Below are 13,744 nucleotides of genomic sequence, written 5' to 3' on the forward strand. Positions count from 1 at the left end.
CACAGCCGGCTCCCGGCCTGGTTTGGGCCTCTCTCAGGCGGCAGGTCTACGATTACTCTGTTTGGCGCTGCCTCGTCTCCGCAGCGCGAGCCCCCCGAAACGAGGATCAATGTCTGGCGCTGGATCGCAGAACCGACCGACCAAGAACGAACGACGCGACGCGGCACGCGAGAAGGCGCGGGTGCTGCGCGAGCAGCAGAAGCGCCGCGACCGCCGCAACCGGGTGCTGCTTCAGGGCGGCATCGTGCTCGGTGCGCTCGCGATCGTGGCGGTGGTGGCGGTCATCATCGTGACGTCGATCAAGCCCGCCGGACCGGTCCCGACCGCGGCGAAGAACGACGGCTTCACCGTCTCCGCCGGCTTGCAGCTGGTCGGAGCCCCGGCCAGTGCGTCCACGCCGACGCCGAGCGCGACCGATCCGGCCGCCCCCGCGGAGCCCGCCCCGGCTGAGACGCCGGCAGCCACCGAGACCCCCGCCGCCGACGGCGTCGAGATCTCCGTCTACCAGGACTTCCTCTGCCCCTACTGCGGTCAGTTCGAGACCACGAACGCGGAGCAGGTCAAGGGCTGGCTCGAGGCCGGCGCCGCGACGTACACGGTGCACCCCCTCGCAACGCTGAGCAACTTGTCGCTCGGGACGCAGTACTCGCTGCGCGCTTCGAACGCGGCCGCCTGCGTCGCGGAGTACTCGCCGAACGACTTCTTCTCCTTCAACACCGCACTGTTCGAGAACCAGCCCAAGGAGAACACCGAGGGCCTGACCGACGCCGAGCTGAAGTCGATCGCCAAGGGCGTCATCTCCGGCGGCGAGAAGAAGATCAACGCCTGCATCGACGACGGCACCTACAAGTCGTGGGTGAAGGACTCGACCGACCGTGCGCGCAGCGGCCCGCTGCCCGGCACCGACGTCGCCAAGGTCGAGGGGACGCCGACCATCCTGGTGAACGGCAAGCAGTACACGGGTTCGCTCACCGATGCCGAGCAGTTCGCGGCCTTCGTCCTCGCCGTCTCGAGCGAGAGCTACTCCACCGGAACGCCGACGCCGGGTGCCAGCGAGTCGCCCGTGACCAACGGCTGATCCGCCGTCATCGTAGGATGGACGGGACCGGGGCCAGCCCCTGTCGGCCGACGTGGCGCAATTGGTAGCGCAACGCTCTTGTAAAGCGTAGGTTACGGGTTCAAGTCCCGTCGTCGGCTCCAGCCGAGAACCGCCCGCTCAGCCTGCTGAGTGGGCGGTTCCTCATTGGAAGGAACCCTCCCGTGACCCGTGTCCCAGCGCCGCTCGCGCTCCTCATCGCCGTCGTCAGCGGTGCCTTCATCGCGGTGCAGGCCCGGTTGAACGGCGAGCTCGGCGCGCGACTCGGCGATGGGTTCACCGCAGCTGCGATCTCGTTCGGCGGCGGGTTGATCATCCTCACCGTCGGACTGGCGCTGTCCCGTACCGGTCGTCGCGGTCTCTCCACGGTGGCCGGTGCCGTCCGACGCAGGGAGATGCCCTGGTGGACGGTGCTCGGTGGGTGTGCCGGCGCGTTCCTCGTGCTCTCGCAGGGGCTCACCGCCGCCACGCTCGGCGTCGCCCTCTTCACGGTCGCGGTCGTCGCCGGCCAGACGGCGAGCGGACTCGTGCTCGACCGGATCGGTTTCGGCCCGGGAGGTGTCGTCGGGTTCAGCGTCCAGCGCGTCCTCGGGGCGGTCGTCGCCCTCGTCGCAGTCGGCGTCGCGGTCTCGGGCGAGCTCGGCGGGAGCATCCCACTCGGACTGCTCGTCCTCCCGCTCCTCGCCGGCATCGGGATCGGCTGGCAGCAGGCGGTCAACGGACGGGTCAAGATGCGGGCGCAGAGCACGCTCGCCGCCACGTTCATCAACTTCATCGTGGGAACGGTCGTGCTGGTCATCGCCGCCGTGCTCCACGCGGTCATCGTGGCGCCGCCCGGACCGCTCCCGGGGGAGTGGTGGCTCTACCTCGGCGGCCCGATCGGATGCGTGTTCATCGCCGTGGCGGCGTTCCTCGTGCAGCACACGGGCGTGCTCATCCTCGGCCTCGGCACGGTGGCCGGTCAGACCCTGAGTGCGCTCGCCCTCGACCTGCTCCTGCCCACCGACGACGGCGGCGTGCATGTCGCGACGGTCATCGGGACACTCCTCGCGTTCGCCGCCGTGGCGATCGCATCGGCGCGGTTCAGGCGTCGCCCCACGGCATCGTCAACCGCCGACTGAGTCGAGCCGTCGGATGCCGTGAGCGACTCCGTCCTCAGGGCATGGAGCTGAGGTGCGCCTTCGCGTTGATCGTCTTGCGGCGCCCTGTGCGAGCGTTACCCGGCTTCCCTCCGACGTACAACCAGCCGAGGAGCTCCTCGCCCTTCTTCAGACCGTGTGCCTTCCGGACCGCTTTGGCGCGAGTGGCGCCGCCCGTGCGCCAGAACACGCCCCACCCGGCGTCGTCGAGCAGGAGGCTGACCATGTGGGCCACTCCGGCCGCGACCGCCTCCTGCTCCCAGGCGGGCACCTTCGACTTCTTCACGCTGACGACGACCGCGAGCAACAGGGGCGCGCGGAGCGGCTTCGTCGAGGGCTTCGAGTCGCCCTCCGCCTTCGCGAGCGCCCGGCCGAGCTTCACCCGGTCGTCGCCGCGGAGGGTGATGACCCGCCACGGACGCAGGGCACTGTGGTCGGCCACTCGACCGGCCGCCCCGAGGACCTCGAGGAGTTCCGCGTCACTCGGAGCGACGTCGGTGACCTTGGACCACGAACGGCGCCCGGCGACGGCGGCGAGGACTGGACGCTCGACCGGTTCGGTCACTCCGTCGGCTCGGCGGTGTCGGCCGCGGCGAAGTTGAGCGCGATCGAGTTCATGCAGTAGCGGTCGCCGGTGGGCGTCCCGAAGCCGTCGTCGAACACGTGGCCGAGGTGCGAGCCGCAGTTGGCGCACCGGACCTCGGTACGCACCATGCCGAGGGTGCGGTCCTCGATGAGCTGCACCGCCTCGGGGTTCACGGACTCGTAGAAGCTCGGCCATCCACAGCCGGAATCGAACTTGGTACCACTCTTGAAGAGTTCGGCGTTGCAGGCGGCACAGGTGTAGAGGCCCGCGCGCGACTCGTCGAGGAGCTCACCGGTCCAGGCCCGCTCGGTCGCCGCTCCGCGGAGGACCTGATACTGCTCCGGCGTGAGTTCCTCGCGCCACTGCTCATCGGTCTTCGACACGTCGTACGTCATGCTGCTCCATTCGTCTCGGTCATCCTACGTGCGGGGCTGCCTCGTGCATGCGGCTCCCGACGTATTCCATAACACTGCACCGAGCCTGATCCTTCCCGGTGAACGTCGGCCCTCGCCGGGGTGGATGCGGCCCGGCGGGCATCGGCTGAATAGACTTGGACGACGGCGGACCGGAGCATGACTCCACGGTCGCCGCATCGGCACCGATCGGCAGGAGATGAGCATGCAGCCAGCGTCGCGCACGCCTGCCGATGACGACGCGTCGACGCCGACGGGAGGCCTCGACCAGCGCGAGCTCGAGATCCTCGAGTTCGAGTCCCACTGGATGCAGCACGTCGGGGCCAAGGAGGCCGCCATCCGCGACCGCTTCGCCCTGTCCCCGGCCCGGTACTACCAACTGCTCGGCGCGCTCATCGACTCGCCGTCCGCCCTCGCCCACGACCCCATGCTGATCAAGCGGCTGCAGCGCACCCGCGACGCCCGACTCTCGGCGCGAGGAGCCTCGGCTCCCCGCACCGACGGCTGAGCAGCTCTCGGAGACCACACCATGGCTGAATCCTTCCCGCCCGACCGCTTCGACGAGGTCCCCGACCTCAAGCGCGTCGGCGCGCACCGTGCCCCTGCTCCCAAGGGACGCGGCTGGATCGCCTTCCTCGTCGCCGTGGTCGCCACGCTCGTACTCGTGGGGGTCGGCACCTTCGCCCTGTTCGGGTTGAACGACCGGATCGACTTCTTCGGCGGCTCGCAGAGCCCGAGCGCCACGCTCACGCCGACCCCCACCCCGACCGAGGCTGCCCCCGTCGTCGACCCCGCGGCCAGCATCCTCGTCCTGAACGGCACACCCACCGCCGGCCTCGCCGCATCGGCGGCGGCAGCGATCGCGGCTGCCGGCTTCACGCAGCAGATCGGGACGAGCGACGCCAGCACGGAGGACGTCACGACGAGCGGCGTCTACTACCAGGATCCGTCGCAGGAGGGCGTCGCCCGCGCCATCGCGAACGCGCTCGGCGGCATCCCGATCCAGATCACGGACACGTACGCGATCCCCGTCGAGGAGGGCGAGGCGCCGGTCCTCCGCATCGTCGTCGTGGTCGGCGCGGACTACCAGCCTGCCGCCTGAGCGCGGCTGGAGCGGGTCGATCGCTCGGGTCGCCGGCACGCCGTGTTTCCGGAGTGTTTCCTCCATGTTGAGTTGTCGTATCACTCCGCCCCGTTTGTCGATTTCGGGGTGAATCCGCGCGGTGCTCCGGATTAGTATCTGGAACTGGCCGCTCATCCCGTCCCGTCTCGACTCGCCCCCGGGTCCACTTCGGCGCAGGGTGGTCACCGGGGTCCCGATCCCGGATGGCAGGTCCGGGTTCGGCAACAGTCGATGCCTGCGAGCACGCAGCAATGGGAGTATGAAATGGCGAACGGAACCGTCAAGTGGTTCAACGCTGAGAAGGGCTTCGGCTTCATCACGGTCGACGACGGTGGACAGGATGTCTTCGTCCACTACTCGGCGATCGACATGAGCGGCTACAAGTCCTTGGAAGAGGGCCAGGCGGTCGTCTTCGAGGTCGGCACTGGAGCAAAGGGGCCTCAGGCCGAGGGTGTGCGCCTGGCGTAGCCGCTGATCAGGTACGCGATTCCTGCGACGCCGTCCACTTCGGTGGGCGGCGTCGTTCGTCGTTCCGGGGCTGTTCCCGGGAGTTCGCTCAGGGCGCCGGTGCTCACTTGCACTCCCACCCCCTGAGTGCCAGAATCGACTTAGCACTCGTACTCATTGAGTGCTAACAACGTTCATGACGTCCGGGAGGGACGAAAAACACACATGGCTAAGATCATTGCTTTCGACGAGGAGGCCCGTCGCGGCCTCGAGCGTGGACTGAACATTCTTGCTGACACGGTCAAGGTCACCCTTGGGCCGCGCGGTCGCAACGTTGTCCTCGAGAAGAAGTGGGGCGCCCCCACGATCACCAACGACGGCGTGTCCATCGCCAAGGAGATCGAACTCGACGACCCGTACGAGAAGATCGGCGCGGAGCTCGTCAAGGAGGTCGCCAAGAAGACCGACGACGTCGCCGGCGACGGCACCACCACGGCGACCGTGCTGGCACAGGCGCTCGTCCGCGAGGGCCTCCGCAACGTCGCCGCAGGCGCCGACCCCATCAGCCTCAAGCGCGGCATCGAGAAGGCCGTCGAGGCCGTCACGGTCGAGCTCATCGCCAACGCCAAGGAGGTGGAGACCAAGGAGGAGATCGCTGCGACCGCTTCCATCTCCGCCGGCGACACCACCATCGGCGAGATCATCGCCGAGGCGATCGACAAGGTCGGCAAGGAGGGCGTCGTCACCGTTGAGGAGTCGAACACCTTCGGCACCGAGCTCGAGCTCACCGAGGGCATGCGCTTCGACAAGGGCTACCTGTCGCAGTACTTCGTGACAGACCCCGACCGCCAGGAAGCGGTGTTCGAGGACCCCTACATCCTCATCGCCAACCAGAAGATCTCCGCGATCAAGGACCTCCTGCCGATCGTCGACCAGGTCATCCAGTCGGGCAAGCAGCTCCTCATCATCGCTGAGGACGTCGACGGCGAAGCTCTCGCGACGCTCGTCGTCAACAAGATCCGTGGCATCTTCAAGTCCGTCGCCGTCAAGGCTCCGGGCTTCGGCGACCGCCGCAAGGCTCAGCTGCAGGACATCGCCATCCTCACCGGTGGCCAGGTCATCTCCGAGGAGGTCGGCCTCAAGCTCGAGACCGTTACCCTCGACCTGCTCGGCCGTGCTCGCAAGGTCGTCATCACCAAGGATGAGACCACCATCGTCGAGGGTGCCGGCGACGCCGACGCCATCGCCGGTCGTGTCTCGCAGATCCGCAAGGAGATCGACAACACCGACAGCGACTACGACCGCGAGAAGCTCCAGGAGCGTCTCGCCAAGCTCGCGGGCGGTGTTGCGGTCATCAAGGCCGGTGCAGCGACCGAGGTCGAGCTCAAGGAGCGCAAGCACCGCATCGAGGACGCCGTTCGCAACGCGAAGGCTGCCGTCGAAGAGGGCATCGTCGCCGGTGGTGGCGTCGCCCTGATCCAGGCTGGCAAGACCGCGTTCGAGAAGCTCGAGCTCGTCGGTGACGAGGCGACCGGTGCGAACATCGTCAAGGTCGCCATCGACGCTCCGCTCAAGCAGATCGCGCTCAACGCGGGCCTCGAGCCTGGCGTCGTCGCCGACAAGGTCCGCAACCTGCCCGTCGGACACGGCCTCAACGCCGCGACCGGTGAGTACGTCGACATGCTCGCTGCGGGCATCAACGACCCGGTGAAGGTCACGCGCTCCGCGCTGCTCAACGCAGCGTCGATCGCCGGTCTGTTCCTCACCACCGAGGCCGTCGTCGCCGACAAGCCGGAGAAGAACCCGGCTCCGGCCGGCGACCCGACCGGTGGCATGGACTTCTAAGTCCGCAGCAACACCTGCGCAGGGCGTCTCCTTCGGGAGGCGCCCTGCGTCGTTTCGCCTGCATCGCTGGGGGGGGGGGGGGGGGGCTCTGGAGCGTGTATGTGCCTCGCGGCATGTTCGGACGAAACGTTGTGAAGCCGTGACTGGACGCCCGCAGGACGGGGCCAGTGCGTCTCTCAGCCCGAACCATGACACGACTCGCTCTCGCCGGAACGTTCTGACTGGCCGAGTACGTGTGCCGAAGTCGTATCCGCCGAAACGCTCGAGTCCACCCTTGATCTCACTTCGCCCAGCTGGGAACCGGGCTTCAGCTATCGGTCCAGCAACGTCTCCTACGGTGCGGTGCTCGTCGCTGGGGGCCAGACGTGCGGCTTCGCCGGCGCGGAGTCCGGACGAACCGGATCGATCGACACGCTCCGCGGCGCTGGACCCGCGTTTGCGGACTCGCTGACGCTCGCGCGAACTGCCCCCGGCGTCTCGGTCGTCGAGATCGACGGGCGATAGCGCGTTCGTGCGCGTCAGTCCGACGATCACCGATCGGGCTGAGCTCGAGATGAACCTCCGCGGAACCTGGGTCACGATCACGGTCGGTGGAGCGTCGATGCTGGGAGACGGGTCGCTCACGGCCACGGAGCGGGTCATCGCGCTGGCGACGGCCATGGCGGCGGCCTGACGTCGATCGAGTCGTTCCAGCCGCCGCCGGAGCGTCACCCGCTGAACATGCTCGCGTTCGCCCGCTCGATCTCGGCGTACTGCGTGCCCGCGACGGCGAGCGCTCGGCTGATCTCGCCGAGGTTCTCCTCGACCTGACGCTGGGTGCCCCTCCAGCGCTCGACGACACCGTGGAACGCGGCCGCTGCAGCGCCGGTCCATTGGCCGTCGAGTGCCGCCAGCTGCGTGTGCAGGCGGGCTACCTCGTTCTGGATCTGCTCGATCGTGACGCGTGCCGCCGTGGAAGCGCGCTCGACCGCGTCGCTGTCGACCTGGAAAGTGGCCATCGGGAACTCCGTTCGTCCGGGCGATGCCTGTCATCGCCGCTACCGAGACGGTAGGTGCTCGCCACCGGCCGGAACCGGCCAGGAAGGACTCGGGCGCGCACTCCGGAGCAGACCGGAGCCTGTGGAGGAGGGTCGAGCCAGCCCGCCGGCGGGTCAGGCCGGAGGGCCCGCGATGACGATGGGGCTCGTGGCCGCTGACGGTGCGAGCGGCAGGATGACGCGGAACGTCGCGCCGCCGCCGGGGGTCTCGGTCACGTCGACCGTGCCACCGTGCGCCGCGACGATGGAGGCGACGATGGCTAGTCCGAGGCCGCTGCCGCCCGTCTCGCGGGTCCGCGAACTGTCGGCACGCCAGAAGCGCTGGAAGATCTTCTCGCGGATCTGTGGCGGGATACCCTCGCCGTGGTCGACGATGGCGATACTGGCGGTCCCGGCACGGGCGTCCGTGCCGACCGCGAGCTCGATCGGGCTGTCGGCGGGCGTGAAGCGCAGGGCGTTTCCGATGAGGTTCGTGACGACCTGCCGGATCTTGTTCTCCTCGCCGAGGACGATCGGCGGCACGGCCAGGGTCAGTGGTTCGGCGATGGGCTTCGTGTCGGGCGTGGTGGCGTCGCCGGACGGCTTCGGCCGACGCCGGAAGCGGTTGAACGTCGCGCCGAAGATCGGCCCGGTCGAGTTCGTCTGGGCTGGTGCGTCGGCAGTGGCCGGGGACTCGCCGGTGGTCTCGGAGGCATCGTCGTCGACGGCTCGCGCCATGCGTTCGTCGCGGACCACCTGGACCGTGCGCCCGGGGGCCTGGGCGGTGGTGTCGAGCGCGGCGTCGCGCGCGATCGGGAGCAGGTCGACGGGGGCGACATTCAGTGGTCGCGTCTCATCGAGGCGGGCGAGCTGGAGGAGGTCCTCGACGAGCGCACCCATGCGGATGGCCTCCTTCTCGATGCGCTCCATGGCCTGTGCCACGTCCTGCGGCGTCTGGAGGGCACCCATCCGGTAGAGCTCGGCGTAGCCGCGCACGGAGACGAGCGGGGTGCGGAGCTCGTGGCTCGCATCCCCGACGAAGTTCCGCATCTGCTCGATGGTCTTCCCGCGATCCGAGTACGCGCGGTCGATGCGAGCCAGCATCGTGTTGAGTGATCGGCTGAGTCGCCCCACCTCGGTGTTCGGTGTCGAGCCGGCGAGTCGCTGGCTGAAGTCACCGTCGGCGAATGCGGCGGCCGTCCGTTCCACCTGGCGGAGCGGTTCGAACGTGCCGGTCACCAGCCACCGGGTGAGGAGCGCTCCGACCACGATGATGAGCACGCCGAGGACGAAGAAGATCGTGAGGTAGGTCGCGATGGTGTTGTCGGTGCCCTGCATCGAGATGGCGACCCATGCCGCTCCCGTGCGGAACCCGTCGAGGGTGACCGGGACGGAGACCGCGTGGTACACGATCGTGCCACTCGCGTTGGTGGTCGTGTAGATCTGGGTCCCGCTCGCGGCGACGTCGTTCGCGCTGAGGTGCGCCGGGTGTTCGGGAGCGATGCTGTCGTCCCACCCGGACGAGGCGCGGAGTTCGCCGTTCGTGTCGTACACGGCGACGAACAGCGTCGAGGGGGCGTCGAGCTGGAGTTGTCCGTCCTCGGAGATCTCACCGACGATCTTGCCCTTGGCGGCAGTGACCAGACTGTCGTTCGCCTGCTGGGTGAGGACCTCTTTGAGGAGCGGGGTCGTCCCCATGCCCGCGACGAGCAGGCCGAAGGCGAGGACGAGCACCGTCACCCCGGTGATCTTCGTCCGGAGTGAGACGCTGCTCCACCAGGTGGACAGGGAATCGGCCATCGGGTGGGGGCTACGCCTTTCCGGCCTTGAGCATGTAGCCGAATCCGCGCTTGGTCTGGATGAGCGGCTCGCTGGAGAACTGGTCGAGCTTCCTGCGCAGGTAGGAGATGTAGCTCTCGACGATGCCGGCGTCGCCGTTGAAGTCGTACTCCCAGACGTGGTCGAGGATCTGGGCCTTCGACAGGACACGGTTCGGGTTGAGCATGAGGTAGCGGAGGAGCTTGAACTCGGTCGGGCTGAGGTCGATCGGGGTGTCGCCGACGAGGACCTCGTGGGTGTCCTGGTCCATCGTCAGCTCGCCGGTGCGGATCACTGCATCCTCGTCGGCCTGCATGGTCCGGCGAAGGATGGCCTTGATGCGTGCCACGATCTCGTCGAGGCTGAACGGCTTGGTGACGTAGTCGTCGCCGCCGACCGTGAGGCCCGTGATCTTGTCCTCGGTGTCGTCCTTCGCGGTGAGGAAGAGGATGGGCGCCGTGTAGCCGGCGCTGCGGAGGCGCTTGGTGACGCCGAAGCCGTTCATGTCCGGCAGCATCACGTCGAGGATGATGAGGTCGGGCTCCTCCTCGAGGACCGCTGAGATGGCGGCTGCGCCGTTGCCCACGGCACGGACGGCGAAGCCGGCGAATCGCAGGCTGGTGGTGAGGAGGTCGCGGATGTTCGGTTCGTCGTCGACGATGAGGATGCGGGGTCCGGTCATGACACCATTATCTGCACGTTTCTTGAGACTTTTCTGAGAGCCTGTTTCACGCGGTCTGCAGGGCGTGGGCGTCGAGGATCGTGTAGCTGTAGCCCTGTTCGGCGAGGAAGCGTTGGCGGTTCTGCGCGAACTCCTGATCGACCGTGTCGCGCGACACCAGCGTGTAGAAGCTCGCGGTGAGTCCCGTGGACTTCGGGCGCAACAGGCGGCCGAGACGCTGCGCCTCCTCCTGTCGTGAACCGAACGATCCCGACACCTGGATGGCGACGGTCGCTTCGGGCAGGTCGACCGAGAAGTTCGCGACCTTCGAGACGACGAGCACCTGCTCGGTGCCGTCGCGGAAGGCCTGATAGAGCCGTTCGCGCTCGTCGACCGGCGTTGCGCCCGTCAACTGCGGGGCACCGAGCGTCTCTGCCAGCTCCTCGATCTGATCGAGGTACTGCCCGATGACGAGGATCTGCTCGCCACGGTGCCGTTCGACGAGCTGCCGGACGACGTCGAGCTTCGCCGGGGCGGTCGCCGCGAGGCGGTATCGCTCGTCGTCGGCGGATGCGGCGTAGGTGAGTCGGTCCGCCTGGGGCAGGTCGACGCGCACCTCGAAGCACGCGGCGGGGGAGATGAAGCCCTGCGCCTCGATCTCCTTCCACGGGGCGTCGAACCGCTTCGGGCCGATGAGCGAGAAGACGTCGCCCTCGCGGCCGTCCTCCCGGATGAGCGTCGCCGTCAGGCCGAGGCGACGCCGCGCCTGCAGCTCGGCGGTGAGCTTGAAGACGGGTGCCGGGAGCAGGTGCACCTCGTCGTAGACCACGAGGCCCCAGTCCATGGCGTCGAGCAGCGCGAGGTGGGCGTACTCGCCCTTCCGCTTGGCCGTGAGGATCTGGTAGGTCGCGATCGTGACCGGCTTGACCTCCTTCACCTGCCCCGAGTACTCGCCGATCTCCTCGGCGGTGAGGGAGGTGCGCTTCAACAGCTCGTCGCGCCACTGCCGTGCCGACACCGTGTTCGTGACGAGGATCAGGGTGTTGGTGGACGCCGTCGCCATCGCCCCGGCGCCGACCAGGGTCTTGCCCGCACCACAGGGGAGCACCACGACGCCGGAACCGCCGGAGAAGAAGTTGTCGACCGCCTGCTGCTGATAGTCGCGGAGGTGCCAGCCGTCCTCGACCAGGTCGATCTGGTGCGGCGTGCCGGCGGTGTACCCGGCGAGGTCCTCGGCGGGCCAGCCCAGCTTCACGAGTTCCTGCTTGAGCGCACCGCGTGCCCACGGCTCGACGAGGAAGGTGTCCGGCGTCGGGTGCCCGATGAGGAGGGGCGCGATCCGCTTGGCGCCGGCCACCTCGGTCAGGATCGGGAGGTCCGTGGAGCGGAGGACGAGCTCGCCCTCCTCGGAGCGTTCGATCACGAGCCGGCCGTAGCGGTTGACGGTCTCGCGCATGTCGATCGTCACGGACGCGGGGATGGAGAACTTCGAGTACCGCTCCAGCGTCTCGATCATCTGGTCGGCATCGTGCCCGGCGGCCCGTGCGTTCCAGAGTCCGAGACGGGTGATCCGGTAGGTGTGGATGTGCTCCGGCGCGCGTTCGAGCTCGGCGAACACCGAGAGATCGTGGCGGGCGTCCTCGGCGAGCGGGTGGGCGACCTCGAGCAGCACGGTGCGGTCGCTTTGGACGATCAGTGGTCCATCAGACATAACGGTCGAGTCTACCGGCGGATCCGGTGCGCAACCCCCTGAGCGAGCGCTCAGCCGGCGATCCGGACCTCGGTGATCATCGCGAGCGGCAGGGTGCGTTCGACGTCGGCCGACCGGTCCAGACCGCGCAGGCGACCGCCGGCAAGGCTCACCGGTTCGATCGTGAACGTGGATCGGCGCTCGCCGTGCTGCAGCTGCACGGTGACCGGCGTGTGGTCGCGGACGGCGATCTCCAGTTGCTTGGCCAACCATGCGCTGCTCGTGTCGCCGCTGTCGTCGGCGCGGAGCCGCGACACCAGATCCGGTTCCGTCGAGGCGGCCGGAGCGGAGAGGTTGGTGCGCATGACCGGCTGCCGGCGGATCCGGAGCGGTGCGCCGCCGTCGTCCTCCGCGACCACCGGGTAGCGCGCGTCGTGGAGCGCCCAGTAGACCGTCGCCGCCTCGATCCGGCTGGTGAGCCGGTGCTCGTCGCTCGGACGGAGACCGAGGGCCACGAGGCTCTGGTCGACCGAGATCGCCGCGATCAGGCCGGCGTCCTCGGAGCGGATGTAGCTGCTGCGTCCAGGGTCGGCCGAGGCGTCGGCCGACGCGCGGATCGTCCCGACGCGGACGAGGCCGAATCGGGAAGCGGCCTCGGACACGAGGTACCGCAGGGGTTGAGGGACGCCGGTCAGGGAGATCGACTCGAGGTACGCGAGCAGGTCCTCGGCCGTGTCTCCGTCGGCGAGGGCCCGGGTGACGCTCGCGGTCGTGATGCGGTACCTCGACGCCTGAGCGCGCCCCTCCGGCTCCGCGAGGGCCCGGAGTCGCACGTCGAGTTCCGCCGTCGGGGGACCGAGCGCAATGACCGTCAGGTCGTCCTGGAGGACGACCTGCGACACCTCGGCGGGGAGCATGGACGCGAGCGTCGAGGCCGCGTCGGCCGCGTGGTCGTCGACGAGGAGTCGTCCGAATCCGCTGGTCGCGCCGTCGACGGTGATCCCGAGCAGCTCGGCGACCGCGTCGACCGCCCGCGTCGGCGCCACGACGGCATCCTCCGCCAACGGGTACCACCAGCTGAGCTCTTCGACCAGGTCGACGGAACCGCGCCGGTACGCCGTCAGGATGCGATCGCGGATCGTGGCCGGGATCGCGTCGCGCCAGGCTGTCGCGAGACGGAGCCAGCGTTCCGCGGTGGCCGACGCCAGCCAGGCCTCGCCGACCTCGCTCAGGCGGATGGCGGAGCCGATCGCGTCCGTGAGCCCGGCAGCCGACGCCACGGACAGGGCGAGCTCGATCTGGTCGGGCGTGCTCGCCGCCGCGGCTGCGAGCCGTTTGAGGTCCGGCATGGACGGGGCTCCACGGCCGAGCAGGCGTGCGGGCTCGCGGTCGAGTTCATGGAGGCTCTCGCCGACGATGCCGACCGCGCCGGCCGCTCGCTCGCTCGCGAGGGCGTCCGTGTCGGGCGAGGGGCGGGTCGCGTGGGACGTCGGCGCCGCCGCCGGAAGTCGGAGTTCTGCTCGGCCTGGTCTGCCGCTCGCCGTCCACTCCTCGAACACCGCGGCCACCGCGCTCACCGGCCTGATCGGACCGGCTCCGTCGTCCAGCACGAGGATGTCCCGCTCCAGCCGCTCCAGGGCGGCATCCACCTCCGACTGCTCGCGTCCGAGCGCGGTCGCGAGCGAGTGGCGCTCGGTCCCGTCCAGCGCGGCGGCGAGCACTGCAAGGGTGTCCCGGTCGAGCAGTGCCATCCGGCGGGCGACGCTCGCATCGTCCAACAGGGCCTCGGCGAAGTCGAAGAAGTCCGCGATGCGGGCTGAGGAGGCCCTGCGGTCGGGAGTCAGCCGGCGGAGCGCGTCGTCCGGGAGCTCCCGGAGGCGGCGCGCGATCGCGAAGGCCTCGCCCATGGT

At 68.9% G+C, this 13,744-nt stretch carries 14 protein-coding genes and 1 tRNA gene; 8 read left to right on the top strand and 7 right to left on the bottom strand.

The window, feature by feature from the left end:
• Nucleotides 1-109: 109 nt before the first annotated feature.
• The 3 genes from IFR14_RS07330 (at nucleotide 110) to IFR14_RS07340 (ending at nucleotide 2,217) form a co-directional block, all read left to right on the top strand.
• Nucleotides 110-1,078: a DsbA family protein gene (locus IFR14_RS07330; RefSeq protein ID WP_191940693.1), complete on the top strand. Its 969-nt coding sequence runs from the start codon at nucleotides 110-112 to the stop codon at nucleotides 1,076-1,078.
• 46 nt (nucleotides 1,079-1,124) lie between these two features.
• Nucleotides 1,125-1,200, top strand: a tRNA-Thr gene (locus tag IFR14_RS07335).
• 60 nt (nucleotides 1,201-1,260) lie between these two features.
• On the top strand, nucleotides 1,261-2,217 hold the full coding sequence (locus IFR14_RS07340; RefSeq protein ID WP_342365661.1) for a DMT family transporter: 957 nt from the start codon (nucleotides 1,261-1,263) through the stop codon (nucleotides 2,215-2,217).
• A 34-nt stretch (nucleotides 2,218-2,251) separates the two neighbouring features.
• Here the strand turns inward: IFR14_RS07340 and IFR14_RS07345 are convergent, their stop codons facing one another.
• Both IFR14_RS07345 and msrB read right to left on the bottom strand, forming a co-directional pair.
• Complete coding sequence (locus IFR14_RS07345) at nucleotides 2,252-2,800, bottom strand: nitroreductase family protein (protein ID WP_085510333.1); 549 nt, start codon at nucleotides 2,798-2,800, stop codon at nucleotides 2,252-2,254.
• On the bottom strand, nucleotides 2,797-3,216 hold the full coding sequence (gene msrB, locus IFR14_RS07350) for a peptide-methionine (R)-S-oxide reductase MsrB (RefSeq protein WP_085510334.1): 420 nt from the start codon (nucleotides 3,214-3,216) through the stop codon (nucleotides 2,797-2,799). The genes IFR14_RS07345 and msrB overlap by 4 nt, the downstream gene beginning before the upstream one ends.
• A 223-nt stretch (nucleotides 3,217-3,439) precedes the next feature.
• On the opposite strand from msrB, the gene IFR14_RS07355 reads away from it, so the two are divergent.
• From IFR14_RS07355 to IFR14_RS07375, 5 genes are all read left to right on the top strand, one after another.
• On the top strand, nucleotides 3,440-3,742 hold the full coding sequence (locus IFR14_RS07355; protein WP_086474690.1) for a DUF3263 domain-containing protein: 303 nt from the start codon (nucleotides 3,440-3,442) through the stop codon (nucleotides 3,740-3,742).
• 21 nt (nucleotides 3,743-3,763) lie between these two features.
• Nucleotides 3,764-4,336: a LytR C-terminal domain-containing protein gene (locus tag IFR14_RS07360; RefSeq protein WP_191940694.1), complete on the top strand. Its 573-nt coding sequence runs from the start codon at nucleotides 3,764-3,766 to the stop codon at nucleotides 4,334-4,336.
• Between the two features lie 285 nt (nucleotides 4,337-4,621).
• A complete protein-coding gene (locus IFR14_RS07365; protein ID WP_079705369.1) occupies nucleotides 4,622-4,825 on the top strand; it encodes a cold-shock protein in 204 nt (67 codons plus the stop codon).
• A 204-nt stretch (nucleotides 4,826-5,029) separates the two neighbouring features.
• Nucleotides 5,030-6,649 (top strand): chaperonin GroEL, encoded by a 1,620-nt coding sequence (groL, locus tag IFR14_RS07370; RefSeq protein WP_064296567.1) that lies wholly within the window; start codon nucleotides 5,030-5,032, stop codon nucleotides 6,647-6,649.
• 511 nt (nucleotides 6,650-7,160) lie between these two features.
• Nucleotides 7,161-7,322: a hypothetical protein gene (locus IFR14_RS07375; protein ID WP_161578545.1), complete on the top strand. Its 162-nt coding sequence runs from the start codon at nucleotides 7,161-7,163 to the stop codon at nucleotides 7,320-7,322.
• A 34-nt stretch (nucleotides 7,323-7,356) separates the two neighbouring features.
• Here IFR14_RS07375 and IFR14_RS07380 read toward each other — a convergent pair whose 3' ends face one another.
• The 5 genes from IFR14_RS07380 to IFR14_RS07400 form a co-directional block, all read right to left on the bottom strand.
• Nucleotides 7,357-7,647, bottom strand: a complete 291-nt coding sequence (locus IFR14_RS07380) for a WXG100 family type VII secretion target (protein ID WP_064296564.1) — start codon at nucleotides 7,645-7,647, stop codon at nucleotides 7,357-7,359.
• A gap of 153 nt (nucleotides 7,648-7,800) precedes the next feature.
• Nucleotides 7,801-9,465, bottom strand: a complete 1,665-nt coding sequence (locus tag IFR14_RS07385) for a sensor histidine kinase (protein ID WP_124768893.1) — start codon at nucleotides 9,463-9,465, stop codon at nucleotides 7,801-7,803.
• A gap of 10 nt (nucleotides 9,466-9,475) precedes the next feature.
• Nucleotides 9,476-10,165, bottom strand: a complete 690-nt coding sequence (locus IFR14_RS07390) for a response regulator transcription factor (protein ID WP_056007716.1) — start codon at nucleotides 10,163-10,165, stop codon at nucleotides 9,476-9,478.
• Nucleotides 10,166-10,211: 46 nt separating this feature from the next.
• Nucleotides 10,212-11,855 carry a DNA repair helicase XPB gene (locus IFR14_RS07395; protein WP_085510338.1) on the bottom strand — a complete coding sequence of 548 codons (1,644 nt, stop codon included), beginning with the start codon at nucleotides 11,853-11,855 and terminating at the stop codon, nucleotides 10,212-10,214.
• A gap of 50 nt (nucleotides 11,856-11,905) precedes the next feature.
• Nucleotides 11,906-13,741, bottom strand: a complete 1,836-nt coding sequence (locus IFR14_RS07400; RefSeq protein ID WP_124768895.1) for a helicase-associated domain-containing protein — start codon at nucleotides 13,739-13,741, stop codon at nucleotides 11,906-11,908.
• Nucleotides 13,742-13,744: the final 3 nt, after the last annotated feature.

Origin of the sequence: Plantibacter sp. CFBP 8775 (genome assembly GCF_014839505.1) — a bacterium.
GTDB lineage: Bacteria > Actinomycetota > Actinomycetes > Actinomycetales > Microbacteriaceae > Plantibacter > Plantibacter auratus.